Source organism: Streptococcus sp. E29BA, from assembly GCF_041807805.1.
Taxonomy (GTDB): Bacteria; Bacillota; Bacilli; order Lactobacillales; family Streptococcaceae; genus Streptococcus; species Streptococcus entericus.
In genome coordinates this window covers 1-23,086 of the sequence record NZ_JBGTZA010000011.1, presented here as the reverse complement: position 1 = coordinate 23,086, position 23,086 = coordinate 1, and the positions used below count along the sequence as shown (strand labels likewise).

Sequence of the window (23,086 nt, the reverse complement as noted above, 5' to 3'; positions counted from 1 at the left end):
GTAAAAGTGACGAGTCAAACGATTCGCCACTTTTTCGTTGTTAGATTCGTTGTTATAATAGTTCTCTTAATTGGTCGACATCTTCCTGCGTGGTTGACCAGCTGGTTGTTAGGCGGATGACGGTACGGTTATCATCATAAGGTTCCCAGATGGTATAGACCATTGACTCAGCGAGCTTGCTCAGCTGGCTATTGTCGATGATCACAAACTGCTGGTTTGTCGGAGAATCGATGTAAAGGTGGTAGCCTTTTTCAAGGAGAATCGTTCTGACTTGTTCAGCGAGTTTGATAGCGTGACGCCCAATAGTTAGGTGTAAGTCATCAGTAAACAGGCGATCAAATTGAACACCAAGAACCCGCCCTTTTGCGAGAAGAGCGCCGTGTTGCTTGACGATACTGGTGAAGTTTTTCGGCATGGGCTGTCTGGTAAAGACTAAGGCTTCACCTGCTAAAGCACCGATTTTTGTGCCGCCGATGTAAAAGACATCACAAAGCTCTGCTATTGTCGGCAAATCGACATCTGTCTCGGTCACGGCTAAGCCATAGGACAAGCGTGCGCCGTCAAGAAAGAGCGGTAAGGTGTAGTGACGACAGATTGAAGCGAGGGCTTCTAACTCCGCTTTGGAGTAGAGTGTGCCATACTCTGTCGGATGTGAGATGTAGACCATACCTGGTGCTACCATGTGTTCTTTGGCATCATCTTGGTAAAACTGTTCGAGATAGGCCTTTAGTTTATGGGCAGAGAGCTTGCCTTGTTCGTGAGGGATTGTTAAGACCTTGTGACCAGTATACTCAATCGCGCCTGCTTCATGGGTGTTAATATGCCCAGTGTCAACAGTTACAACCCCCTCATAGGAGCGAAGGAGGCTTGCGATGGCAACTTGGTTGGTTTGTGTTCCTCCTGTTAAAAAGAACACGTCTGCATCTGGTGATTGGCAGGCCAGCTTGATTTTTTCAGCTGCTCGTTTGGTGTAGTAATCTGTCCCGTAGCCAGCTAAATTTTCAGTGTTTGTTTCTAACAAGGCTTTGAGTAGCTCGGGGTGAGCCCCTTCGTTATAATCATTTTCAAAATGTAACATGGTATCTCCTTTCGTGTTAGGACTAGCTTATCATTTTTTAGTTAAAAAGCAAGATTTTTTTGTCACTGATGGAAGAGAATGTCAGTGTCGGAACCACTTCATGGGCTATTTTTCTTTTTATCTTGCTGTGGTATAATGGTATAAAGGAGACTCTATGTACGACTATATCAAAGGCACACTGACCAAAATCACCGCCAAGCACCTCGTGGTCGAGGCTTATGGCATCGGCTACCTACTTCATATCGCCAATCCCTACCGTTTTTCAGACCGTGTTGGTCAGGACGTCCAGCTTTACCTCTATCAGGTGGTGCGTGAGGACGCCCAGCTCCTCTACGCTTTTGCCAGCGAAAGTGAGAAAGAAGTCTTCCTCAACCTCATCTCGGTCACAGGGATTGGACCAACCACCGCCCTCGCCATCATCGCAGTGGACGACAATGACGGGCTGGTCGCCGCCATTGACAGCAGCAACATCACCTACCTGACCAAGTTCCCCAAGGTCGGCAAAAAAACAGCCCAGCAGATGGTGCTGGACTTGGCTGGCAAGTTTGAGCCTACGGCTACTTCGGCTGACGCCAATAGCAGAGCTGCTCTGCCATTGACCCCAGAAAACACCGCTCTTGAAGAAGCCATAGAGGCCCTTCTGGCCCTCGGCTACAAAGCGGCTGAGCTCAAAAAGATCAAGACCTTCTTTGATGGCACGACAGACACAACGGAGAACTACATCAAGGGTGCGCTCAAGATGCTGATGAAATAAGAAAAATGAGTAGGACAACCTGCTCATTTTTTCAGTTTATCGAGTTCTTCTCGAAAATTGCTTAACATTTGTTCTTCTCCGGTTAGGTCGAGGAGTGCTAGCCCCTTGTCAATCAAATCGCGGTCATCACGGCAAATGCCCAAGCGAACCTGCGCAAACCCTAGCTGGTCATAACGCTTGGTCTCACGAGCTAAGTCTTCAATCATCATCGTCAGTCGTTCACAGTCCTTGATGAGGTTGTTATAGAGAAAAATACTGGAAAGGTTGGCAAGGAGAGCGTATTTTAGGTCGTTGATGTTACGGTAATCCTTGTATTTTTCGAGACTGACAAGCAGTTTATCAGTTGTGACAATAATCGTTTCTAAAGGAAAGGTAAACAAAATCACACCAATCATTTTCAAGTCTCGTTCATACCAAGTATCTTGCTTAGCAAGTTCGTCCCAGATTCTTTTAGTAAGCTGTTGTAGTTCTTCAGAAGGATTTAAAAAACCTTGCTTGCGAACTAAGAGGGTCACATTGATTTTATCTAGGAGTTTTTTTATGGGAATATCATGGTGAGTTTTTAGATGTTCTTCACACAGGCATTTTATCTGGTAGAGTTCTGTGTTATCTGCTATTGATTTATAGTTATAAACTCTCTCAAAGATATGCTCTCTTTGTCGTGGTCTATAGTGGTTACAGATATAGCGGAATTCCTCTAAACTCATGTTGATTTGATCAAGGAGAAAAATCATGTTTTCAAACTTAGGGACAACTATGCCACTTTCTATCTTGGTCAGTGTGGTTCTCGAAATCATATCGCCACAAACTTGAACTTGGGTTAAACCTTTTGATTTTCGAATTTTTTTATAGATATAGCCAAAATCATGTCTCATAAAATCCTCCTAAAATAAAAAGTGAAAAAAGTTTACATTTTAATCGCTTATCTACTTTTTATTGTATCATAAAATAAAGAAAAGGAGGAAAAATGAAAAACTTGATATTAGCTAAACTAATTATTACTACCTGTCTAATTGCTCCAGTTTTATCCCTAGATTGGACGTGGTTAATATTGCTTTAATGCTTTACGGCAAGCAGTATTATAAATAGATAGAATCAAGGTGAGTCCGATGGATTAACTAACAGTTAATGTGTGCTAAAAAACGAACAAAATGTTATAATACGTAAAGGAGAATTGATGATGAAAAATTGGAAAAAGAAACTAATGACCTTGACTGCCCTATCTTTGCTTGGCTTAGGAACTGCTCAAGTTATTCAGGCAATAACCTTCAGCAATGGTCCTAAGTGGGTAAGAAGTACAGAGCAATTACAATTGCGCTATTTTGGGGAAGCCTATACGAAAGCAGCACGAGGTGCTGCAAGAGGAATTTATAAAAGAGATGGTAGGGTCGTTGGTTCCGTAACTGCTCTGGTACCATCTTGGTCTGATGCCGCAGAAGATTATCAGACAACCTATGTTTGGGATTCGTTAATTTCAGGTCGGCGTTACGTCACTCAATTTTATGCTCAATGGTGATGAACATCTATATCAAGAGCGATTATAGAGTGGGCTCTAATTCGCTGATTTTATCAGCTTTCACAGCCCTACTCAACTGTGCGGAGGTGGGACGACTCATTGAATTCTGACGAATGACCGATTTTTGTCCCACTCTCATCTGTATTATCTAATGGGATGGATTGAAAATGGAGGAATTCTGGATGAGATATATTTATCGGCTACTCATTGCCAGGCGTTGGTATATTTTTGTGTCAATTATCTTATTAGGTTTTGTCATGAATTTTTTGACATTTTATGAGTCTAGTCGCTTATTTCGTTACGCACCGCAGTTGATAGGGTTATATCATAAGCGTAGTGATAACGACTATGAAATCATTCATCTACCTTACACCATCAACCAGAGGATTATCCCAAATTCTTCAGAGGAAACAGAAGAATTTTATAACATTATCAAAGAAACTTTTTTTGACAAAGATATTAGTGAAACTCTCTACTACAATAAATGGGGATATATAGAAGGGGGAAGTCTACAACAGTTGACCTTTGAAGAATTCAGGGAGAAATCTTCTTTTGCAAATTCAGGTACACTTGATGAGTTATTTTTAGATGATTTACTTGTTAGAAATACGTCAAAATCCACTTTAAGTGCCGTTACTGAAAAATTCAAAACGCTTAATATAAACATGTCGTTTGAGTCACTTAACCAACGTTTATCGGCAGAAGTGAACTATTATGTTGTCAACTTTTTATTCGGGCTAGGGGCAGCTCTATTTATTCTGATATTTGTATTAGCGCTGCTCTATTGGCTGATACAAACAAGCTTAAACCTCTATCAAGATGACATCAGATTATTAAGTATTGTTGGAGCAAATAAGCAAGACATTTGTATTGGCTTTTCGTTATTACTATTTAGCCCAATTTTTTTAGCCTCTATCCTAGTTATCATTTTTGCACATGCCATTGGCTTTGGTGCGATTGCCTACGATTATATTTATTTACTTTGCTTCAATGCTTTTGTGCTAAGCTTGATTTACTTTATTGTAAAAAGTCAACTAAGAAAGTCTCTAAATGCTTGAATTGATATCATAGAGGAGCTAACAATGGCGTATGTGTTTTGGACAATCATTAAAAAACGCTGGTATGTTTTTGGTATCATGGGTCTGTTTACCTTTATCACGACCGTTCTATCGTGGAACAATACCAATCTATTGTTTACCCAATTACCCTATATCATGCAGCTTCATGACAAATCATCAACCGATGTTTATGAAATTGTGGCAGTTCCTCATGCTGAATCAGACGGTCTTATCATAACCAACACCTCTAGCGAAAGGCAACAATTTATTGGCTTACTAGAGACCACATTTTTTAACAATAAGAGTGTAGATAAACTTTATACAGACAAACAGGGCTATTTGGAAGGCGATAAGGGATTGACTGAAATGCCTAAATTAGAGCAGTCCGAACTTTCACAGATGCTAGCAGGACATATTTTTCAACCAAAATTTTTTGACGATTTATTAGTGGCAAATACATCTCCCGAACACTTAAAACAAGCTGAGTTGTTAGCTGAAAAACTAAGAATTAACTTGATGTTTACCTCTCTTAAAAAGCGATTTCAGAGTGAATTAAGGTATTACGGTGGCGGAGCTCTCTTTGCTCTGTTGGTCAACGTGCTGGCATCTGGCTTTGGCTTATTACTGATTTACTGGCTTATCCACTCTCTGTTCATCATCTGTCAAGAGGATATTCGATTATTGAGGATTATTGGCTTATCCAAGTCTCAACTGCATCGGTACTTGCTGATACTGGTGCTAAGCGCTCCAATGTTTGGAATTTTCCTATCGTTATTATTTATTCACAGCATTTCTGTTGGTCGTACGATACTCATTTGGGATTATATCTATCTATTTAGTTACCAGTTTTTGATCGGACTTATAATATCAAAACTATTGTCAAGTCAACTAAGGAGGTTTCTCGATGCTTGAGTTGTCATTACAAAGGAGCTAACAATGGCGTATGTGTTTTGGACAATCGTTAAAAAGCGCTGGTATGTTTTTGGTATTATGAGCCTGTTCACCTTTATCACGACCGTTCTATCGTGGAACAATACCAATCTATTCGTTGAAAATTTGCCAAGGCTTATAGCCCTTCATCAGAAATCGTCCGATGATATTTATGATGTCTTTGTGATGCCGCAAACAGACACTGATGGTCGTATACTGCCGAACACGGCTAGCGAGCGTCAGCAGTTGATGGTTTTGCTGAAGGAAACGTTTTTCAAAGATACTTCCGATAATCGTTTGTACAAAGGGAAACGAACCTATTTGAAAGGTGACCAAAGCATTTCGGAAATGCCGATTCTATCAGAAGCCGAGTTGTCAACGCAACTAGCAAACGACCTTTATCACCCGACGTTTTTTGCTGATTTATTAGTGACCAATGTTGACCAGTCACAACTAAAGAGATTAGAAAAGGCGGCAGGTCGCTTAAATGTGACGATGATGTTTACATCCTTGAGAGAACGAGCGGCATCAGAAATCGGCTATTACGGTGGCGGAGCTCTCTTTGCTCTGTTGGTCAACGTGCTGGCGTCTGGCTTTGGCTTATTACTGATTTACTGGGCAGTTGTTTCTGTCATGACAATTTGTCAAGAGGATATCCGCCTACTTCGTGTAGTGGGACTGTCGGCTACTCAACTGCATCGACAATTGGTGTTGTCAGTCACGGTCTTGCCGACCTTGGGGTTTCTGCTAGCGCTGATTAGCATCATAGTGATTTTCCCATGGCGAGAGTTTTTGATATGGGATTCCCTTTATCTATTTGGTTATCAATTGCTAGTACTTACCATCGTTTCAAAATTAATCAAAAACCAACTAAGGAGGTTTCTCGATGCTTGAGTTGAAACAAGTTAAAAAATCCTATAAGGACAAGCAGATTTTTTCAGGCATAGACCTGACAGTTGAAGCGGGTCAAATCGTTTTGCTGATGGGCAAGTCCGGCATTGGGAAGTCAACCCTGCTGGATATGATAGCTGGGGTAAAATCAATGGATGATGGCAGCTATCATTACCGTGGCAATGAGATTTTTTGTCAAGATGATAAGCAGATGAGCCGTTTTCGTAACCGTCATATCGGCTATATCTTACAAGATTTTGCCTTGATTGACGACTACACCGTGCTTGAGAACTTGTTGTTGCCTGCCTTGTATCGTCGTTCAGCAGACAAGTCAAGCCTTGAAGACAAGGCTCGTCAATTAGCCGACCAATTTGAGGTATCAGATGTTCTGGAGACTAAGGTCAAGCGCATCTCGGGCGGTCAAAAACAGCGGGCAGCCATTATCCGCAGTATTCTTTTGGACCCAGATATTATTCTTGCCGATGAGCCGACTAGCAATCTTGATGCAGACAACTTTCAGCTGGTCATAGAGTTATTTAACACCTTAAAAGCCGACGGGAAAATTATCATCATCGCCACCCACGATGACCGCTTGACAGCCATAGCCGATAAGGTTTACCAGATTAGCGATTACCGTTTGAAGCTGATGACACAAGGGGGCTCAGATGATGCATGAGTGGCGGATTCGCTTACTTAACCTCTATACCAGTTTGTTGATGAGTATCTTTTTTCACTGGAAAGAACCAGTAGAAGGTCTGCTTTGGCTGAGCGCCCTTTATCTGCTAAACCTAATCTTTTTTTACATGATGATGTTGTCAAAGCGAAAAGAGTTTCGCATTCATCACCTGTTAGGCAGACCGCACCACCAGCTACTAACGGCATCATTTCTCAGCCAACTCAGATGGCAGTTACTGCCCGTCCTTATCTGGGAGGTTGGCTTGTTCTTTATCCTTCCCAGCGACTTTTTTCGCGTTATCGGTTTATTATTGTTTATTATCGGCGCTATATTGGCCAAACACCTCATGTTAGAGTATATTCTAAAGCACTGACAGTTCATCAGGTGCTTTTTATGTTATACTTATCCCATGGAAAAAACACGTTGTTCTTGGGTGAAAATCAGTAACCCTCTTTATGTTGCTTATCATGACGAGGAGTGGGGACTCCCTCTCCACAACGACCACAAGCTTTTTGAGCTGCTCTGCCTAGAAACCTATCAAGCAGGGCTGTCTTGGGAAACTGTTCTTAACAAGCGTTCGGCTTTTCGCTCAGCTTTTCATGGCTACGCCGTGGACAAGGTGGCCCAGATGACCGACGAGGAGCTGGACCGTCTGCTGGTCAACCCAGACATCATCCGTCACCGAGCCAAACTCTATGCCACACGGAAAAATGCTCGGGCTTTTCAGCGAGTGCAGACTGAGTTTGGCAGCTTTGACCGCTACCTCTGGAGTTGGGTAAATGGTCAACCTCAGGTTAATCCTGTCAGTGACTACAGCCAAGCCCCCACTCAGACGACCCTGTCACAAGCCCTGTCCAAGGACTTGAAAAAACGGGGCTTTACCTTTGTCGAACCAGTCTGTGTTTACTCGTATTTACAGGCTGCGGGATTGGTTAACGACCACGAAGACACCTGTTTTTGCAAAAATACCCAGTGATTACGAATAACTGATTAGGAGGACTTATGAGAGCAGAGCTGATTACCGTTGGAACAGAGCTGTTGACAGGGCAAATCGTCAACACCAACGCCCAGTATTTGGCGGAAAAAATGGCAGAAATTGGCGTAGATGTTTACTTTCAGACAGCGGTCGGCGATAACCGAGACAGGCTGCTGTCGGTGCTTGAACTGGCTAAAAACCGAAGTCAACTAGTCATCCTCTGTGGTGGTTTGGGTCCGACCGAGGATGACTTGACTAAGCAGACCTTGGCTGAGTTTCTGGGGCGAGACTTGATTGCTGATCCAGATGCGATGGCTAAGCTGGACCATTTTTTTGCCAGCCGCCCCACTTATCATCGTACCCCAAACAATGACCGGCAGGCAGAGCTGGTGGATGGTAGTCGTCCCCTGCCTAACCGAACAGGCTTGGCCGTTGGTGGGCTGGTCGAGCAGGATGGGGTGACCTATGTTGTCCTGCCTGGTCCGCCGAGCGAGCTCAAGCCCATGGTGCAAGAACAGCTCTTACCCTTCTTATCCGATGGACAGCGGCTTTACTCCCGTGTTTTACGGTTTATCGGGATTGGGGAGAGTCAACTAGTGACCGTGCTCGCAGACCTCATCGCCAATCAGACAGATCCGACCATCGCTCCTTATGCCAAGACAGGCGAGGTCACCCTACGCTTGTCGACCAAAAGTAGTCGTCAAGAGTTGGCAGATGCTGCATTTGACCAGCTGGAGGCGACAATTCTAGCCCATGAGGGGTTAGCGGACTGTCTCTATGGCTATGGCGAGGACAACTCGCTCGCAGCTGTGGTGGTCAATTTGCTCAAGGAGCGCCAGCTGACCCTGACCGCAGCAGAGAGCCTGACAGGCGGGCTCTTGCAAGCAACCCTAACAGAACAGGCCGGTAGCTCAGCTATTTTCAAAGGTGGTTTCGTCACCTATAGTCTGGAACAAAAGGCGCAGATGCTGGGGATCTCACCTGAGCTGTTACGCCAGCACGGGACAGTATCGGCGGTTTCTGCGGAGGCAATGGCAGAGCAGAGTAGGCGATTGACAGGTAGTGATTTAGGAGTTGCCCTGACGGGTGTGGCTGGTCCAGAAGAGCTGGAGGGACAGAGCGTTGGGACGGTTTATCTGGGGCTTGCAACAGAGTATGGCGTCATAAGTCACAAGTTGACCATCGGTGACCGTGGTAGGCAGCATATCCGTCAGATTGCCGTCTTGCACGTCCTAAATCTCGTTCGTCAGGCTATCTGTTCTGACAAAACTATGGTATAATGAAAAAGTGATTAAAAGGAGACAACATGGCTAAAAAACAGACAAAGAAATTAGAAGATATCACTAAAAAATTTGGTGAAGAGCGTGAAAAAGCGCTAAATAAAGCCCTTGAGCAAATCGAAAAAGACTTTGGTAAAGGTGCCATTATGAAGCTCGGCGAGCGAGCGGAGCAAAAGGTTCAAGTGATTAGTTCAGGTTCTCTGGCCTTGGACATTGCTTTGGGTGCAGGTGGGTATCCCAAAGGGCGGATTATCGAGATTTATGGACCGGAAAGCTCTGGTAAGACAACTGTTGCTTTGCATGCGGTAGCTCAAGTTCAAAAAGAAGGTGGCATCGCAGCCTTTATTGATGCGGAGCATGCGCTCGACCCTATTTATGCTCAAGCGCTGGGCGTTAATATTGATGAGTTGCTCCTTTCGCAGCCAGATTCCGGAGAGCAGGGGCTAGAAATTGCGGGCAAGCTCATCGAATCAGGTGCGGTGGACTTGGTGGTTATTGACTCAGTAGCCGCTCTAGTACCGCGTGCAGAAATTGATGGTGACATCGGTGATAATCATGTCGGCTTGCAGGCTCGGATGATGAGTCAGGCCATGCGTAAACTAGGTGCCTCTATCAACAAAACCAAAACGATTGCTATCTTTATCAACCAGCTCCGTGAAAAAGTTGGTGTTATGTTCGGTAGTCCTGAGACCACACCTGGTGGACGTGCCCTTAAATTCTATGCTTCTGTTCGTCTAGATGTTCGTGGGTCAAGTCAAATTAAGGGGACTGGTGATCAGAAAGACCAGAGTATCGGTAAGGAAACGAAGATCAAAGTTGTCAAAAATAAGGTTGCGCCACCATTTAAGGAGGCTCTTGTTGAGATCATGTTCGGCGAGGGCATTTCACAGACTGGTGAACTTTTGACCATTGCTACGAACTTGGATATTATTAAAAAATCAGGTGCGTGGTATTCTTATAATGATCAAAAAATTGGTCAGGGGTCTGAAAAAGCCAAGGATTTCCTCAAAGAGAACCCTGACATCTTTACAGAAATTGACCGTAAGGTACGACTTCACTACGGTCTGATTGAACCTGAAGAAGGTGAAGACCTGCCTGCCATCGAGACCGAAGGCAAGAAAACGGCTAAAGGCAAGAAAAAAGAAGCTGACGAGGTTATCGAAGAGGAAGATACCCTCTTGGAACTTGACCTTGACGATGACGATATCGATCTGGAGGACTAAAACAAGCCAGTGGCTTGTTTTAGGTCGAGGCAAAAAAATTGAAAAGCCGAGACAAGCCAGTGGCTTGTTTTAGGTTGTGCCATCAGAAGTTGAAGTGACTGTTGTACTTATCTCGGGTTACTGTTAACCCTAAAAAACTGGTTTTTTAGCTTGTCGTAAAAATAGGTCTAAAGACCTACGACCAGTGTCTCAGCTTTGTGTTATAATGGTAGTATGACTTGATAGAAAGGTGGATCAGTAATGATTACGATTTATACCATCTCCAGTTGCACCTCATGTAAAAAAGCAAAAACTTGGTTAAACAGCCACAAACTACCATATAAAGAACAAAATATTGGTAAGGAACCCTTGACAAAGGCAGAAATTCTCGATATCTTATCAAAAACCGAAAACGGTGTTGATAGCATCATTTCGTCGAAAAATCGTTATGTCAAGGCTCTTGATTTGGATGTTAACGACTTGAGCCTCAATCAAGTGATTGAATTGATTCAAGAAAATCCTCGTATTTTGAAAAGTCCGATTTTAGTAGATAACAAACGCCTACAGGTTGGCTACAAAGAAGATGACATTCGCATTTTCTTGCCACGTTCGGTGCGTGATGTTGAAAATTCGGAAGCTCGTTTGCGGGCTGCTTTATAGGTTATTAAAGGTTGGTTGATACAGTGATTCACCCAGCCTTTTTATCTATCAATCTGATTTGCTTAGCTTGGAGAAAAATCGCTAGCAATGTTCGGTGACGAAAGGATAGCATGTCCTTGAAAATATTATAAAAATAAGGTATAATAGTTAATAAGATAAGGAAAGAAGGGGACGTTATGGGATTTACAGAAGATACTGTCCGTTTTCAACTGGATGACGGCAATAAAAAAGAAATTAGCGAGACCTTGGCGTCTGTCTATCGCTCGTTGAGCGAAAAAGGCTATCAGCCGATTAACCAAATCGTAGGCTATGTCCTGAGTGGGGACCCAGCTTATGTCCCACGCTATAACGATGCTAGAAATCAAATTCGTAAATACGAGCGTGATGAATTGGTTGAAGAGTTGGTTCGCTTTTACCTGAAAGGCAATGGGATAGACCTCTGATGCGAGTAATGGGATTGGATGTTGGGTCAAAGACTGTCGGAGTGGCGATTAGTGACCCGCTAGGGTTCACAGCTCAGGGTGTGGAAATTATTCCAATTAACGAGGATAACGGTGAGTTTGGTTTGGATCGCCTAGCAGGGTTGGTTAAGAACTATCAAGTGACCAAGTTCGTCGTCGGTCTGCCAAAGAACATGAATAACAGCCTCGGTCCTCGTGCCGAAGCAAGTCAGGCTTACGGGGAACTCCTTATTGAACGGTTTGGGTTGCCTGTTGATTATCAAGATGAGCGACTAACCACCGTTCAAGCAGAGCGGCTCTTAATTGAGCAAGCAGATGTCAGCCGTAACAAGCGTAAAAAAGTTATTGATAAATTAGCTGCTCAGCTAATTTTGCAGAACTACCTTGACCGGTCTTTCTAGGAAATAAAGGAGAAACTATGTCACATAACCATGAACATGATCACGATGTGATTACCCTCGTTGATGAAGAGGGCAACGAAACCCTCTTTGAAATTTTGTTGACCATTGATGGTCGAGAAGAATTCGGTAAGAACTATGTCCTCCTAGTGCCAGCAGGTGCAGAGGCAGATGAAACAGGTGAGATTGAGATTCAAGCTTACTCTTATACAGAAAATGAGGACGGTACAGAAGGCGACTTATTACCAATCCCTGAAGATTCTGATGCTGAGTGGGATATGATCGAAGAAGTCTTCAACAGCTTTGTTGATGAAGAATAGTAAAAAACGGTCTAGCGCCGTTTTTTATCTGGCTATAACCGATGTCAAGGCTAGCTTATGCTGGTCTTTTTTAGTTAGTAAAAAGCTGAAAAAGGTGATATAATGAAAGATACAAACGGAGCATACAAAATAGGATAAAAGTATTTGGTGAAACCAAATTCCAGAAAACACGTGTAAAAAATGCCTATTGGGTGCTGAGGATAGGCGGGTTGTCCAGACGAGAAATTGGAAATCCGATTATTGGGCTTGAGGCTTGGATAATGCAGGGTGTTGAATGCCCAGTTTTTTAAGTTTGACAGCAAGCTATACAAGAACTACAAATGAATAAGGAGATATGTCGTGAGTGAACATTTTCTAAACCCCGAGGATTGGGACAAATTGCTTGAGGCGCCACTTGCGGAGCGACCAAAGAAAAGATTAAGAGATTACAGAGTGCCCCTATCGCATCAATTTCTCTTGATGCTGTGGAGTACGGTTGTATCTCTCATGTCTTTCGTTCCCCTTTACATCAGTACCTCTGCAGATGGTCTGCAAAGCCAGATTTTTTACATGGCTTGGGGGATTACTCAAGGGCAACTGCCTTATGTTTCGATTTTTAGTCGATCTGGACTTCTTTACAGTGCTTTGGTTGCTGCAACCACATTCCTAGGTGGGCTTCAGTGGATGATGCTAATCCAGCTTGGGTGTTTATACCTATCAGGGATTTACCTGTTTAAACTGGTGTCTTATTGGACAGGGGATAACCGACAGGCGCTGGGGTTATCAGGGATGTTTTACGCAGTCAACGCCGTTGTTGGATTCGGCGGTTTTCTCTCGGTTCAATTGGCCATTCCGTTTGTCTTGATTGGTCTATGGCTATTGGTGACCTATTTAAATGACTGGCGGCGCGATGAAATTTTTATCACTTATGGTCTGGTGTCTGCCTTGGCTTTAGCTTTGGAGCCTCGGACATTAGTGTTTTGGTTGCTCAGTTTTGTCGTTTTCACCGGTTCCAATATCGCTAAAAAACGTTGGGCTAGAGGGTTCTATCAACAATTAGCCATGGTGTTCGGTATCATTTTAATCATCTACCCATTGGCCTATATTGCGGTTAACTTGGATTTGTTGACACCCTATTTTGAGCAAGCCTTTATTGGGAACTTCAGCAGCTTGTCCGACACTGGCACGATGAGTTTTCTGCCTATGGGGGTCAATGCCATCCTTGCCCTTGGGTTGGGGCTATTGACAGGTTTGCTCTTTTTGCCGAAAGTTTTTCGACACATGTCAGAGCAGACTGCCAGTGTTGTTTTGCTGGCGTTGCTGACCTTGAGTTACTTAATTGTGGCCGTACTTGGGCAATCTTGGTCATTTACAGATTTATTGCTGCTACTGCCGTTTGGCCTGTTACTAACAGGTCTGGGCTTGGCTGATGAGAAAACGACTTTGGTAAACAGCCGTTCAGCCCGTCGTCAGAAGTTAGCCTCCTCATCGGTTGGTCTGTTGAAAAGCCATGCTTATCTGCCTGCGGTATTGCTTTTAGTTGGGCTAGTCTGGCGCTTGTCTCCTATCTTGACAGAACAAGCTGTTCAAGCTGAAAGAGAACAGATAGCTCAGTATCTGTCTAGCGAGGTAACTGGTGAGACATCGATCTACGCTTGGGATAAATCCGCGACAATTTATCTGGACAGTCACCTGACCTCGGCAAGCCAGATTCCCATTATCACCGCTTATCCTATGACTCAAACCACTCAGCAACAGGTTGTCGATGAACTGTTGCGAGGACAGGCAAGCTTTGTCATTGTTAACAAGTCCCTTCCTCTCCCTGAACAATTACAGGAGAAGTTGGATAAGGATTATCAACACCTGTCATCACCCCAGTTTACTCATTTTAACTTCTACCAGAAACAGTAAAAATCAATATCTTGTGTCTTTTTAAAAAATAGACCACAAGATATTGATTTTTTTTGCTCTTCTTGCTATAATGGAGAAAAAGTGAATTTGCTAACAAGGTGGGTATCAATATCATGAGACAACTGATGGTTATTAAACGAGACGGCAGGCAGCAATTATTTGATGCAGATAAACTGTATCGGAGTTTAGTAAAGACCGCGAGGTATTATGAATCTTTTAATCAGGAGCAGTTAAGGGAGTTATGCCAGCAGATTTGTGATGCGGTAGGTCAGAAAATCAGTCAGTCTGAACAAGACAACATCAGTTCAGGCGAAATTCAAACATTATTGTCAGAAACCTTGCAGACGGCTGGTTATGGCGAGCTAGCAGAGAGCATGCTAACATATGCTAGTGAAGAGGCAAGGGCATTTGTAGCAGCGACAGATATGGGGCAGGCGCTCAACCGTTTGGCGACGGCTGATAGTAGCCTTGTCCATGAAAACGCCAATAAGGATGCTCGGGTGTTTAACACTCAGCGGGATTTGACTGCTGGTCTAGTCGCAAAAAGTTTCGGGTTGTCACTCTTACCCCCTCATGTGGCCAAAGCTCATCAACGTGGACACTTGCACTACCATGATTTGGATTATAGCCCCTATACGACTATGACCAACTGCTGTCTGATTGATTTTGCCAATATGCTTGAAAACGGCTTTCGGATTGGTAACGCTGACGTGGAGAGTCCCAAGTCTATCCAGACAGCGACAGCGCAGATGTCTCAAATTATCGCCAATGTCGCTTCCAGTCAATACGGGGGCTGTTCAGCTGACCGTGTCGATGAATTGTTAGCCCCTTATGCTCAACTCAATTATAACAAGCACCGCCTTGAAGGGGAAAAATGGCTAAGCCCTGACCAGGTCGATGCCTACGCCAAGGAAAAGACGGTCAAGGACATTTACGATGCCATGCAGAGCTTGGAATATGAGATTAACACCCTCTTTAGTTCCAACGGTCAAACGCCGTTTGTCTCTCTGGGATTTGGTCTAGGGCTCAGCTGGTTAGAACGAGAAATCCAGCGTGCTATCCTCCAAATCCGCTTAAAGGGTCTGGGGCGCGAAGGTCGCACAGCTATTTTCCCAAAACTCATCTATACCCTCAAACGAGGGCTTAATCTGGAACCTGACAGCCCCAACTACGACATCAAGCAACTGGCGCTGGCCTGTGCCACCAAGCGGATGTATCCTGATATCCTATCCTATGATCAGGTGATTGAGCTGACAGGCTCCTTCAAGGTGCCGATGGGCTGTCGCTCCTTTTTGCAGGGCTGGACAGATGAGAACGGTCAAGAAGTCAACTCTGGTCGGATGAATCTCGGGGTGGTCACCCTCAATCTTCCGCGGATTGCTTTAGAGTCTTTGGGTGACTTGTCACGTTTTTGGCGGCTCTTGGAGGAGCGCCTGACCACCGCACATGATGCTTTGGTCTATCGTGTCCAGCGCGTCAAGGAAGCTAGCCCGACAAACGCGCCTATTCTCTACCAGCACGGCGCCTTCGGCCGCCGCTTAGCCGAGAACGATGCAGTTGATGAGGTGTTCAAGAACCGTCGGGCGACCATTTCACTGGGCTACATCGGTCTTTATGAGGTGGCGACAGTCTTTTATGGGGCAGATTGGGAGACCAATAGCAGAGCAAAGACCTTTACCTTGGACATTATCCGCCAGTTCAAGCAGGCATGCGAGACCTGGTCAGATCAGTATGGCTACCATTTTTCGGTCTATTCCACACCATCAGAGAGTTTGACCGATCGGTTTTGTCGCTTAGACACCGAGCAATTTGGGTGTGTCAAAGACATCACTGACAAGGGGTATTACACCAACTCCTTCCATTATGATGTGCGCAAGAACCCAACGCCATTTGACAAACTGGACTTTGAAAAAGATTACCCAGCAGCAGGATCCAGCGGCGGCTTTATCCACTACTGCGAGTACCCTGTTCTCCAGCAAAATCCCAAGGCTCTGGAAGCCGTCTGGGATTACGCCTATGACCGTGTTGGCTACCTAGGCACCAATACCCCAATTGACAAATGCTACAAATGTCAGTTTGAGGGGGACTTTGAGCCGACTGAGCGAGGTTTCCAGTGCCCAGACTGTGGCAATACGGATCCCAAAACCGTTGATGTGGTCAAGCGCACCTGCGGTTATCTGGGCAATCCCCAAGCCCGTCCCATGGTCGCCGGTCGCCACAAGGAAATTGTTGCCCGAGTCAAACACATGAATGCCTCTAGCTTATAAAACCTGAAAGGAGCGACCATGAATAATCCCAAGCCCCAAGAATGGAAAAGTGACGAGCTAAGCCATGGGCACATCATGGATTACAAGGCTTTTAACATGGTAGATGGTGAGGGGGTAAGGTGCAGCCTCTATGTGTCGGGCTGCCTCTTTCATTGTGAGGGCTGTTATAACGTTGCCACGTGGAACTTTAGGGCAGGTATTCCCTATACCCAGGAGCTTGAGGAGCAGATAATGGCTGATTTAGCCAAGCCCTATGTGCAAGGGCTGACCTTGCTAGGGGGCGAACCCTTTCTCAACACAGGGATTCTCCTTCCCTTGGTTAAGCGGATACGAAGAGAACTGCCTGATAAGGACATCTGGTCTTGGACAGGCTACACTTGGGAGGAACTGCAGCTAGAAACCGAGGACAAGCTAGAACTGCTCCGTTTCCTCGATATTTTGGTTGATGGACGATATGACCGCAGCAAGCGCAATCTCCGCCTACAGTTTCGCGGGTCATCTAACCAACGCATCATTGATGTCCCAACGTCGTTAGCAACTGGTGAAGTTGTCCTGTGGTCGAGGTTGCAGGAGATGGAGTAACCTTTGACGAACCATTGACAATATGGTAAGCTAGAGGTCACATCAAATCAACCACAGAGGAGACAATCATGGGAAAATACCAACTCGACTACAAGGGGCAGGCACAGGTAACTAGGTTTCACGAGAAACATTCGACAGGCAAATCTGATAAAACCGACAAACTCAAAGACCTGAAGGCTCAGTTTGTCGCTAGGACCAAGAAAGGGAACAAGGGATGAGAATTGGCATTGTTGGCATTGGCGGCATTTGCCAGAAAGCCTACCTGCCCTATCTGCGGCAGCTGACAGGTGTGGAGTGGCATCTCTTTACCCGCAATCAAGCAGTATTGGCAGAGACTGCCAGCCTCTTTGGAGTAGCCAACACCTACCAAGCCATAGAAGACTTGCTGGCGGTGGAACTGGATGGGGTCATGATTCATGCAGCGACGGTGGCGCACGTGGAGCTGGCTAGTCAGTTTCTGCGGCGGGGGATTCCTATCTACATGGACAAGCCTTTGGCAGAGGACTACGAGGCGGCGCGCCAGCTCTATGCCTTGGCTGAAAAGCACAACACCTTTCTTATGGCGGGCTTCAATCGCCGCTTCGCCCCTCGAGTGACAGAGCTGACCCAGCTCACGAACAAGACCCACATTCGTGTCGAGAAAAACGACAACAACCGTCCCGCCGACTTGACCTTCAAGCTCTATGACCTCTTTATCCACCCGTTAGATACGGCGCTTTTTTTGGCAAATGGCCGAGCTGTCTCTGGGGATTTTCGCTACTACCTGACGCCATCAGGACAGTTGCGACAGGTTGCTGTCACACTGGAAACTGACCAAGCTGAGCTAATTCACATTGGCATGAACCTGCAAGCAGGCTCTCGCCATGAGGTCATGGACATCCAAACCCCACAAGCGACCTATCAGCTGGAAAATCTGGACAAGCTGACCATCATCGAGGGCGACGACCAACAGACCAAGAGCTTTGGTTCCTGGGATACGACCCTCTACAAACGAGGGTTTGAGAGCATTGTTGACGCCTTTCTGACGGCTATCAAGACCAAGCAAAATCCTGTAGACCCTACTAGCAGCTTGCTCAGCCATTGGCTCTGCCACCAAATCAACCACAGTAAAACCAGCAGCGGTCAGCTCCAGCTAACCCTGCCAGAATAGGAGGACTGTCATGCAACTAAGACGACCAACCCTAGCGGATCAAGCGGCTGTCGAGGAAATGATGGCGGAGTTTATCGCCACAGGTTCTGCGACCGATGGCGGCTTTTGGACTCCTGAGAACTTTGACTATGCTGACTGGCTCCAGTACAACGCCGACGCAGAGATGGGGCTCAATATCCCAGCAGAGTTTGTTCCAGCTGTTCAGTTTGTCTCTTTTGATGAGGCTGGGCGATCTTTGGGCTTTCTTCATCTTCGTCTGCGGCTCAATGACTTCCTGCTACAACAAGGTGGGCATATTGGCTATTCCATCAGACCGAGTGAGCGGGGTAAGGGTCACGCTAAGGAGCAGTTGCGGTTGGGGCTTTTAGAGTGCCCACAGAAAAATATTCACCGCGTACTAATCACCTGTTCCATGGAAAATCCAGCCAGCCGAGCGACGATTTTAGCCAACGGCGGCGTGTTGGAAGACGTGCGTGAAGGCACAGAGCGGTATTGGGTTGATTTAGAGTAGACAAAAAGAGCCAAATGGCTCTTTTTTGCTGGTTATACTCAAAAAATCAGCATCAGACTAGGAAACGAATCGAAGGTAGCACTGGTGGTGCAGTTAGGCGAGGTGACGACATCTGATTTTGATTGTCAAAGCGTACTAGTTTTTGTAGAAATAGATGTAGCTACTGTCTGTTCGACTCTTCCAACCCAAGTCCCTTAATAAATCTAAGCCTAAATAGCCCAAAAGAATACCAGACAGGTTAGTCAGGATATCAGCCACATCGGCGATACCCAGATGAAGAAGATACTGGCTGATTTCTAGGATTATCAGACCAATCGTAGCAGAGGCGACAACCATTTTGAGCGTTTTGACACGACGAAACAGCAGGAAACCAACGGGGATAAAGAGGACGATGTTGGCAAAAACGATAAAGGCTGACTCCTGAAATTGGGTGAGGAGATTTAGTGGGTTTAAGTTAATTCCCTGCACCCCTCGACTTTTGAGCATGATGACAAAGAGAAGAGCGACAAGATAGAGGAGGGTCTGGACTTTCAAAAATGTTTTTTTGAATCGTAGGTGGAGGAGTTGCCAAACGTTGGTAGCAAATAAAAGAGTGATGGCGACTAGTGACGTGATAATGAGCCAAGTCTGACTCAAAATGTCAACTCCAGCCCCTCCTAACAGGAGCACTAGGTAGGGATAGGCAATAAAGGAATAAAAATTAGCTAGTTCGAAAAAGAAAACGAGACTCATAAGAAGGGTTATAACAACATAAATGATATTTTTCTTCATTTTACTTGACTCCTGTTTGAGAAAATTATAATGTATACGTATACATTATAACAAAAAAATAGAAGGAGTAAACTTATGAAATCATTAAATTTCAATAAAAAGATAGTCTTCTTAGTCTTGTCTACTGTGACTTTTTTATCATTGGCTACAAGCGTGGTACAGGCTGCCGTTGCATTTAGCTATGAAGGTTGGGGGATAAGGAGCAGACCGTCGCTTGGCTCGACCTACCTCAATAGTTCCCAAAGGGTTACAATCAATCATTATCAGCAAAGAGATTATAACTGCAATGGTATCGGAATGACAGTGACCGTGCAAAAGCATAACGGTTGGACGTGGTATTCGGTAGCTTCTGAAACTTATTATGAAACAAGGCCTGCTACTTTCTCTCCTTATTTATCATCAGGAACTTATCGCTTGTATTTTTCGACAACAGAGAGTTCGGGTCAGACCTACTATATCAGTGGTACATTTAATAAGTAGACTATGATTGTCTGACTAATTATTTGAAGCAATTGACCATTTTAGATTATATTTAAGAACATTCTAGTCCTAACTATCTTAAAAGATTAGGGCTATAGTATTTTAAGATTTTGTTTGACCTGAATCTTGTTTAATCAGCTGGACGGACATAAACCAATTCCTGCTCGCTGGATAGAACAGCCTGATAGGTAAAACCCGCAAAAGTCAGCTCTTTGAGCTGATCCAGAGTCTCCACTGCTTCCAGGCAGGCTTGCTTGAGGAGAAGACCACGTCCTTTTTTGGAAATGGTAGAATGCGTTTTGAGCTGTCCAGCTTTTTCCTCATGGAAGAGCACTCTGACAAAACGCTCTTGAACAGTCGGTGAAAAGACTGTTTCAAACTCGCTTGAGAGGAGAGAAATCAAGAGGTCTTCGCTGCTGACAGCTTGGTCATAGAGTGGGCGCCAATAGGTTTTGAGGGAGTAATCGTCAATGTTTTAGCGATAGAGGTGATTTACTCGGTATTTTCTCCTTTAGTAAGGATACCACCCCAGAAATTGTTGACGAGTATGGGCATATTGGCTATTCGATTCGTCCGTCGGAGCGTGGCAAGGGTTATGGGAATACCCAGCTAAAGCTAGGGCTGCTTGAACTCAAACAGTTAGGCTTGAAACGACTAATACTTATCTGTGACGCTGATAACAAGAGAAGTCGACAATTGATTTTGGGTAATGGTGGACATTATGAAAAAACGGTCAACCATGATGAATTTTATTGGATCGACCTAACTTGAGATGAAAGTTGACGATAAAAAGAGCCTCGTGGGCTCTTTTTGTGCATTATCTCGATAACGTGTGGTTAAGTCTGAGGATAGGGATACCCCAAGTGCTCATAGGCTTTTTGGGTAGCGACCCGACCAGACTTGGTACGGATGATAAACCCCTGCTGAATCAGGTAAGGTTCATACATGTCCTCGACCGTCTCACGTTCCTCGGCGATGTTCACCGCCACCGTTCCCAGCCCGACCGGACCACCACGGTAAACCTCAATCATGGTGCGCAGGATTTTCTGGTCGACATAGTCTAGCCCCTCCTGATCCACGTCTAACATGGTCAAGGCTTTATCAGTTACCTGATCGTCAATTTGCCCGTCGCCCATAATTTGGGCGAAATCCCGCACCCGCTTGAGCAGGCGATTAGCGATACGGGGAGTTCCACGGCTTCGCCGTGACAATTGCTGAGCAGCCTCGTGGGTGATTTCAGCTTCAAAGATGTCAGCCGTCCGTTCAACGATTTCCGTCAGATCCTCCAAGGCATAATATTCCATGTGCCCAGAGATACCAAACCGAGCGCGTAAGGGATTGGACAGCATCCCAGCCCGTGTCGTCGCCCCAATCAAGGTAAAAGGAGGCAAATCCAGATGGACAGCTCTGCTATTTTCCCCCTGCCCAATCATAATATCGACATAAAAGTCCTCCATCGCCGAGTAGAGCACCTCTTCGACAACCATGGGCATGCGGTGAATCTCGTCAATGAAAAGCACATCACCGGGCTCCAGATCGTTAAGGATAGCGACCAAATCACCAGGTTTCTCAATGACAGGACCGCTAGTTTGTTTGAGATTGACCCCCAGCTCGTTAGCAATTACCGCGGCCATAGTCGTTTTCCCAAGACCCGGAGGACCAAAGAGCAGGACATGATCCAGGGCTTCGTCACGCAGTTTGGCAGCCTTGATAAAAATTTCCAGCTGCTCCTTAACCTTGTTCTGACCGATGTACTCTCGAAAATACTGGGGACGGAGTGTACGTTCAACCGCCTCCTCCCCAGACAGTTGTTGCTTGTCTAGTAGATTGTTCATGAAAATAGTATAACATAAAAGCAAGCGATAAGCTTGCTTTTATGTTACAGTTCAGTTATTTAACGCACCACCAACTGAGTTCTTCCAATGGCTTAACGATGAAAGCACTAATTGCAGCGAAGTTGAAAAAGAACATGGTGTTATCTCCTTTAAAATTAATAATTTATATTACATACTTATTGTATCGGAACATCATTAATCTTAACAGGACAAAAATGTCTTATCGACGAGCGATATCTTGCTTCCATTCAGCAGATAATTTAGTTAGCAAGGTTTTATCGCTAACTAGCCTAGCAAACATACAAGCATTTTCGTAACACAATCTAGCCTCTTCTTCATTTTTTTCCTGGAATAAATAGTATTTCCATTTCATGAGATTGAAAATTGGCATTTTTTGAAAATCTTGTGTCTTTTGCATAATTCGCTCCATTGCGGCAATCGTTTTTCCCATAGATTCTTCACAATTTAAGCTGATAGAATTAGAAAATACACTAATAAACACAGAGTTAAGAGTAGATAAATCTTCAAGAGGGACAATATCAACATGTTTAAAAAGATTGCTGATTAATTCATTATATTGTTTTTTATCAAACCATTCAGGAGGAAAGTCTTTCTTTTTTATAGCAAGCAAATAAAGATCAATAAGGACAAGGTCGTTGGCAGTATAAATATTTTTTGTGAAGAGTTGGTCTAAATAATCTTCGAGAATTTTGTTAGCAGAAAAGAAATTATCATCAAAGCCTAATCTTAAATTTGTATCAATGATGTCAATTACTAATTGCTCTTCTTCAGAGAGTTCGTCATAAAAATCATCATATATCTCATTTAGATAAGTTTCTTTTTCTTCTAATCTGCTGTTTTCTTGATACGTCTGCGTCCTCAATAATAAGTATTTCAACTCTTTATAGCGCGCTGGCAATTCAAAACTCTCATCGGTTAAATCACCGATTTTAACCCCTAATCGACTAGCGATAAATTGAACCTTAGCCAATGTAGGTGTTGATTTACCTGTTTCGATGCGTGTTAGCTGGCGCACAGATAGTTCGCTTTCATCGCCGCAAAAGGCCTCTTTAGTTATCTTTTGAGCCTGTCGTAACGCTTTAACTTTCTTTCCGAATTTCATAGCAACCCCTTTTGAATTGTTTTACCAGAATAAGATAATTATATCAATTTTTGTTAGTGCTTTCAATATATTGGTTATACATTTTAACTATAAAGTACCATAGCCTTTAGCTATAACGAGTAGACTTTTACTTTCTTTGGTTAATCTGCATAGAAACTGAGACCGGAAAAGTTTTCCAGGCTCTTATGTTAAAGCTTATAATCACTCACCTTCAAGTTGTTTGATTAATTTTTTCACTTTTGTAATGATATTCTTTTTCCCTTTAAAAGCATTTCCG

The 23,086-nt window shown here is 44.4% G+C and carries 27 protein-coding genes and 1 pseudogene; 22 read left to right on the top strand and 6 right to left on the bottom strand.

Going from position 1 to position 23,086, the window contains the following annotated elements:
* Positions 1 to 52 precede the first annotated feature (52 nt).
* Positions 53 to 1,078 (bottom strand): low specificity L-threonine aldolase, encoded by a 1,026-nt coding sequence (locus tag ACERC8_RS03805; protein ID WP_373658568.1) that lies wholly within the window; start codon positions 1,076 to 1,078, stop codon positions 53 to 55.
* Between the two features lie 154 nt (positions 1,079 to 1,232).
* On the opposite strand from ACERC8_RS03805, the gene ruvA reads away from it, so the two are divergent.
* On the top strand, positions 1,233 to 1,832 hold the full coding sequence (ruvA, locus tag ACERC8_RS03800; protein ID WP_373658567.1) for a Holliday junction branch migration protein RuvA: 600 nt from the start codon (positions 1,233 to 1,235) through the stop codon (positions 1,830 to 1,832).
* Between the two features lie 23 nt (positions 1,833 to 1,855).
* Here ruvA and ACERC8_RS03795 read toward each other — a convergent pair whose 3' ends face one another.
* Positions 1,856 to 2,707, bottom strand: coding sequence for a helix-turn-helix domain-containing protein (locus ACERC8_RS03795; protein WP_373658566.1), 852 nt, complete (start codon positions 2,705 to 2,707; stop codon positions 1,856 to 1,858).
* Positions 2,708 to 3,012: 305 nt separating this feature from the next.
* Here ACERC8_RS03795 and ACERC8_RS03790 point away from each other — a divergent pair, with 305 nt between their 5' ends.
* From ACERC8_RS03790 to ACERC8_RS03700, 19 genes are all read left to right on the top strand, one after another.
* A complete protein-coding gene (locus ACERC8_RS03790) occupies positions 3,013 to 3,348 on the top strand; it encodes a hypothetical protein (RefSeq protein ID WP_149036268.1) in 336 nt (111 codons plus the stop codon).
* A gap of 182 nt (positions 3,349 to 3,530) precedes the next feature.
* Positions 3,531 to 4,406, top strand: coding sequence for a hypothetical protein (locus tag ACERC8_RS03785; protein WP_373658565.1), 876 nt, complete (start codon positions 3,531 to 3,533; stop codon positions 4,404 to 4,406).
* Between the two features lie 24 nt (positions 4,407 to 4,430).
* Entirely contained in the window at positions 4,431 to 5,318 is an 888-nt protein-coding gene (locus ACERC8_RS03780; RefSeq protein WP_373658564.1) for a hypothetical protein, read from the top strand.
* Positions 5,319 to 5,342: 24 nt separating this feature from the next.
* On the top strand, positions 5,343 to 6,230 hold the full coding sequence (locus ACERC8_RS03775) for a hypothetical protein (RefSeq protein WP_373658563.1): 888 nt from the start codon (positions 5,343 to 5,345) through the stop codon (positions 6,228 to 6,230).
* Positions 6,223 to 6,903: an ABC transporter ATP-binding protein gene (locus ACERC8_RS03770; protein WP_373658562.1), complete on the top strand. Its 681-nt coding sequence runs from the start codon at positions 6,223 to 6,225 to the stop codon at positions 6,901 to 6,903. Before ACERC8_RS03775 ends, ACERC8_RS03770 begins: the two co-directional genes overlap by 8 nt.
* An 84-nt stretch (positions 6,904 to 6,987) precedes the next feature.
* The gene (locus ACERC8_RS03765; RefSeq protein ID WP_373658561.1) at positions 6,988 to 7,350 is read left to right on the top strand and encodes a hypothetical protein; all 363 of its coding nucleotides are present in this window, start codon (positions 6,988 to 6,990) and stop codon (positions 7,348 to 7,350) included.
* Positions 7,313 to 7,879: a DNA-3-methyladenine glycosylase I gene (locus ACERC8_RS03760; RefSeq protein WP_373658560.1), complete on the top strand. Its 567-nt coding sequence runs from the start codon at positions 7,313 to 7,315 to the stop codon at positions 7,877 to 7,879. The genes ACERC8_RS03765 and ACERC8_RS03760 overlap by 38 nt, the downstream gene beginning before the upstream one ends.
* A 26-nt stretch (positions 7,880 to 7,905) precedes the next feature.
* Positions 7,906 to 9,159: a competence/damage-inducible protein A gene (locus ACERC8_RS03755; protein ID WP_373658559.1), complete on the top strand. Its 1,254-nt coding sequence runs from the start codon at positions 7,906 to 7,908 to the stop codon at positions 9,157 to 9,159.
* A 26-nt stretch (positions 9,160 to 9,185) separates the two neighbouring features.
* Positions 9,186 to 10,382: a recombinase RecA gene (gene recA, locus ACERC8_RS03750; RefSeq protein ID WP_373658558.1), complete on the top strand. Its 1,197-nt coding sequence runs from the start codon at positions 9,186 to 9,188 to the stop codon at positions 10,380 to 10,382.
* Between the two features lie 240 nt (positions 10,383 to 10,622).
* The gene (gene spx, locus ACERC8_RS03745) at positions 10,623 to 11,021 is read left to right on the top strand and encodes a transcriptional regulator Spx (protein ID WP_018368116.1); all 399 of its coding nucleotides are present in this window, start codon (positions 10,623 to 10,625) and stop codon (positions 11,019 to 11,021) included.
* A gap of 176 nt (positions 11,022 to 11,197) precedes the next feature.
* The gene (locus ACERC8_RS03740; protein ID WP_018368115.1) at positions 11,198 to 11,464 is read left to right on the top strand and encodes an IreB family regulatory phosphoprotein; all 267 of its coding nucleotides are present in this window, start codon (positions 11,198 to 11,200) and stop codon (positions 11,462 to 11,464) included.
* Complete coding sequence (ruvX, locus tag ACERC8_RS03735) at positions 11,464 to 11,883, top strand: Holliday junction resolvase RuvX (protein WP_373658557.1); 420 nt, start codon at positions 11,464 to 11,466, stop codon at positions 11,881 to 11,883. Before ACERC8_RS03740 ends, ruvX begins: the two co-directional genes overlap by 1 nt.
* A 17-nt stretch (positions 11,884 to 11,900) precedes the next feature.
* Complete coding sequence (locus ACERC8_RS03730; RefSeq protein ID WP_018368113.1) at positions 11,901 to 12,200, top strand: DUF1292 domain-containing protein; 300 nt, start codon at positions 11,901 to 11,903, stop codon at positions 12,198 to 12,200.
* A 339-nt stretch (positions 12,201 to 12,539) separates the two neighbouring features.
* Entirely contained in the window at positions 12,540 to 14,090 is a 1,551-nt protein-coding gene (locus ACERC8_RS03725; protein WP_373658556.1) for a hypothetical protein, read from the top strand.
* Between the two features lie 125 nt (positions 14,091 to 14,215).
* Complete coding sequence (gene nrdD, locus ACERC8_RS03720) at positions 14,216 to 16,357, top strand: anaerobic ribonucleoside-triphosphate reductase (protein WP_373658555.1); 2,142 nt, start codon at positions 14,216 to 14,218, stop codon at positions 16,355 to 16,357.
* A gap of 18 nt (positions 16,358 to 16,375) precedes the next feature.
* Positions 16,376 to 16,939: an anaerobic ribonucleoside-triphosphate reductase activating protein gene (gene nrdG, locus ACERC8_RS03715; protein ID WP_373658553.1), complete on the top strand. Its 564-nt coding sequence runs from the start codon at positions 16,376 to 16,378 to the stop codon at positions 16,937 to 16,939.
* Between the two features lie 68 nt (positions 16,940 to 17,007).
* Positions 17,008 to 17,157: a hypothetical protein gene (locus ACERC8_RS03710; protein WP_373658552.1), complete on the top strand. Its 150-nt coding sequence runs from the start codon at positions 17,008 to 17,010 to the stop codon at positions 17,155 to 17,157.
* Positions 17,154 to 18,089, top strand: coding sequence for a Gfo/Idh/MocA family protein (locus ACERC8_RS03705; RefSeq protein WP_373658550.1), 936 nt, complete (start codon positions 17,154 to 17,156; stop codon positions 18,087 to 18,089). Before ACERC8_RS03710 ends, ACERC8_RS03705 begins: the two co-directional genes overlap by 4 nt.
* 10 nt (positions 18,090 to 18,099) lie before the next feature.
* Positions 18,100 to 18,600, top strand: a complete 501-nt coding sequence (locus tag ACERC8_RS03700; protein WP_373658549.1) for a GNAT family N-acetyltransferase — start codon at positions 18,100 to 18,102, stop codon at positions 18,598 to 18,600.
* Between the two features lie 135 nt (positions 18,601 to 18,735).
* On the opposite strand, the gene ACERC8_RS03695 is transcribed toward ACERC8_RS03700, so the two are convergent.
* Positions 18,736 to 19,371 carry a VanZ family protein gene (locus ACERC8_RS03695; RefSeq protein ID WP_373658548.1) on the bottom strand — a complete coding sequence of 212 codons (636 nt, stop codon included), beginning with the start codon at positions 19,369 to 19,371 and terminating at the stop codon, positions 18,736 to 18,738.
* 75 nt (positions 19,372 to 19,446) lie between these two features.
* Here ACERC8_RS03695 and ACERC8_RS03690 point away from each other — a divergent pair, with 75 nt between their 5' ends.
* Entirely contained in the window at positions 19,447 to 19,851 is a 405-nt protein-coding gene (locus ACERC8_RS03690; RefSeq protein WP_373658547.1) for a hypothetical protein, read from the top strand.
* Between the two features lie 130 nt (positions 19,852 to 19,981).
* Here the strand turns inward: ACERC8_RS03690 and yaaA are convergent, their stop codons facing one another.
* Positions 19,982 to 20,323: a peroxide stress protein YaaA gene (yaaA, locus tag ACERC8_RS03685; RefSeq protein ID WP_373658608.1), complete on the bottom strand. Its 342-nt coding sequence runs from the start codon at positions 20,321 to 20,323 to the stop codon at positions 19,982 to 19,984.
* A gap of 20 nt (positions 20,324 to 20,343) precedes the next feature.
* Here yaaA and ACERC8_RS03680 point away from each other — a divergent pair.
* Positions 20,344 to 20,622 (top strand): annotated as a pseudogene (locus tag ACERC8_RS03680) (GNAT family N-acetyltransferase); the annotation flags it as partial.
* A gap of 65 nt (positions 20,623 to 20,687) precedes the next feature.
* On the opposite strand, the gene ruvB reads toward ACERC8_RS03680, so the two are convergent.
* Positions 20,688 to 21,686 (bottom strand): Holliday junction branch migration DNA helicase RuvB, encoded by a 999-nt coding sequence (ruvB, locus tag ACERC8_RS03675; protein ID WP_373658546.1) that lies wholly within the window; start codon positions 21,684 to 21,686, stop codon positions 20,688 to 20,690.
* 220 nt (positions 21,687 to 21,906) lie between these two features.
* On the bottom strand, positions 21,907 to 22,809 hold the full coding sequence (locus tag ACERC8_RS03670; RefSeq protein WP_373658544.1) for a helix-turn-helix domain-containing protein: 903 nt from the start codon (positions 22,807 to 22,809) through the stop codon (positions 21,907 to 21,909).
* Positions 22,810 to 23,086 lie beyond the last annotated feature (277 nt).

Bases quoted from the DNA above. Each gene is read 5' to 3' on its own strand.
- ACERC8_RS03805 (WP_373658568.1), bottom strand. From the start codon at position 1,078: ATGTTACATTTTGAAAATGATTATAACGAAGGGGCTCACCCCGAGCTA.
- ruvA (WP_373658567.1), top strand. From the start codon at position 1,233: ATGTACGACTATATCAAAGGCACACTGACCAAAATCACCGCCAAGCAC.
- ACERC8_RS03795 (WP_373658566.1), bottom strand. From the start codon at position 2,707: ATGAGACATGATTTTGGCTATATCTATAAAAAAATTCGAAAATCAAAA.
- ACERC8_RS03790 (WP_149036268.1), top strand. From the start codon at position 3,013: ATGAAAAATTGGAAAAAGAAACTAATGACCTTGACTGCCCTATCTTTG.
- ACERC8_RS03785 (WP_373658565.1), top strand. From the start codon at position 3,531: ATGAGATATATTTATCGGCTACTCATTGCCAGGCGTTGGTATATTTTT.
- ACERC8_RS03780 (WP_373658564.1), top strand. From the start codon at position 4,431: ATGGCGTATGTGTTTTGGACAATCATTAAAAAACGCTGGTATGTTTTT.
- ACERC8_RS03775 (WP_373658563.1), top strand. From the start codon at position 5,343: ATGGCGTATGTGTTTTGGACAATCGTTAAAAAGCGCTGGTATGTTTTT.
- ACERC8_RS03770 (WP_373658562.1), top strand. From the start codon at position 6,223: ATGCTTGAGTTGAAACAAGTTAAAAAATCCTATAAGGACAAGCAGATT.
- ACERC8_RS03760 (WP_373658560.1), top strand. From the start codon at position 7,313: ATGGAAAAAACACGTTGTTCTTGGGTGAAAATCAGTAACCCTCTTTAT.
- ACERC8_RS03755 (WP_373658559.1), top strand. From the start codon at position 7,906: ATGAGAGCAGAGCTGATTACCGTTGGAACAGAGCTGTTGACAGGGCAA.
- recA (WP_373658558.1), top strand. From the start codon at position 9,186: ATGGCTAAAAAACAGACAAAGAAATTAGAAGATATCACTAAAAAATTT.
- spx (WP_018368116.1), top strand. From the start codon at position 10,623: ATGATTACGATTTATACCATCTCCAGTTGCACCTCATGTAAAAAAGCA.
- ACERC8_RS03740 (WP_018368115.1), top strand. From the start codon at position 11,198: ATGGGATTTACAGAAGATACTGTCCGTTTTCAACTGGATGACGGCAAT.
- ruvX (WP_373658557.1), top strand. From the start codon at position 11,464: ATGCGAGTAATGGGATTGGATGTTGGGTCAAAGACTGTCGGAGTGGCG.
- ACERC8_RS03730 (WP_018368113.1), top strand. From the start codon at position 11,901: ATGTCACATAACCATGAACATGATCACGATGTGATTACCCTCGTTGAT.
- nrdD (WP_373658555.1), top strand. From the start codon at position 14,216: ATGGTTATTAAACGAGACGGCAGGCAGCAATTATTTGATGCAGATAAA.
- nrdG (WP_373658553.1), top strand. From the start codon at position 16,376: ATGAATAATCCCAAGCCCCAAGAATGGAAAAGTGACGAGCTAAGCCAT.
- ACERC8_RS03710 (WP_373658552.1), top strand. From the start codon at position 17,008: ATGGGAAAATACCAACTCGACTACAAGGGGCAGGCACAGGTAACTAGG.
- ACERC8_RS03705 (WP_373658550.1), top strand. From the start codon at position 17,154: ATGAGAATTGGCATTGTTGGCATTGGCGGCATTTGCCAGAAAGCCTAC.
- ACERC8_RS03700 (WP_373658549.1), top strand. From the start codon at position 18,100: ATGCAACTAAGACGACCAACCCTAGCGGATCAAGCGGCTGTCGAGGAA.
- ACERC8_RS03695 (WP_373658548.1), bottom strand. From the start codon at position 19,371: ATGAAGAAAAATATCATTTATGTTGTTATAACCCTTCTTATGAGTCTC.
- ACERC8_RS03690 (WP_373658547.1), top strand. From the start codon at position 19,447: ATGAAATCATTAAATTTCAATAAAAAGATAGTCTTCTTAGTCTTGTCT.
- ruvB (WP_373658546.1), bottom strand. From the start codon at position 21,686: ATGAACAATCTACTAGACAAGCAACAACTGTCTGGGGAGGAGGCGGTT.
- ACERC8_RS03670 (WP_373658544.1), bottom strand. From the start codon at position 22,809: ATGAAATTCGGAAAGAAAGTTAAAGCGTTACGACAGGCTCAAAAGATA.